Source organism: Flavobacterium hibernum, from assembly GCF_000832125.1.
In the GTDB taxonomy this organism is placed as follows: Bacteria; Bacteroidota; Bacteroidia; order Flavobacteriales; family Flavobacteriaceae; genus Flavobacterium; species Flavobacterium hibernum.
In genome coordinates, this window is the sequence record NZ_JPRK01000029.1 from 1 (window position 1) to 752 (window position 752).

The 752-nt window shown below is 39.2% G+C and carries 1 protein-coding gene; it reads right to left on the reverse strand.

Going from position 1 to position 752, the window contains the following annotated elements; all coding sequences use genetic code 11:
- Window positions 1–752, reverse strand: a 752-nt coding sequence (locus IW18_RS22540; protein WP_041520469.1) for a phage baseplate assembly protein V, incomplete at both ends; no start/stop codon positions are given.

Here is a 752-nt window from a genome sequence, read left to right on the forward strand (position 1 = left end):
CCAATTTCGGGTATAAAATAAGATCCTTTTCCTGCTCCGCCATGTTGCTGAATCATTCTCATCCATTGGCTTGTCTTGGTTCCCATTCCCCAAAAGAATTCTACTTTTACACGTCCAAGTCCTTCGGGGTCGTTATTGTCTTTTATTTTTGCGGGTTGAGTTTCTGCATGCGCAAAAACAGCTGTATTGGTATAATGTGGTGCAGAAACATCGTTAGGAATCGCTTTAAATTCGCAGGTATAACTACCATGTACTTCTGAGTGATGTGTGGCTTCTATACAAACTAAATTGTGTTCTACAACTCCGTTTACAATCGTAAAGGTTTGTCCTAATCCTAACGGGAAATAAGATATTCCGCTATAATACACGCTGTTTGCATCGCTTCCTGCTGTTTGCAGGGTAATCATTTCTTGTAGTTCGTCTTTGTTTTGGGCGTTGTTGGTATAAGAGCCAATTCTTAATTCAGTTTCGGTTACTATGCCTTGATTAAAACCTACTATAGTGGAAAGACTGTCTCTGCTTCCTGTGGTTGTTTTTTGTGAAATATCGCGAATACCATCTGCATTTTTATAATCATAACCCCCAAGCGATATGGCGTGCGAAGTCATATTAGCCTGAATCTTAAATTTATGCATAGACGCGCCGTTGATGAGTTTAACTTTAGAACTTTTTAGTTGCCCAAACTGCATACGCATGCCATCAAAATAAAACCATTGACCATAACGCGTTGCCAGTCTTTTAAGAAAATTGAA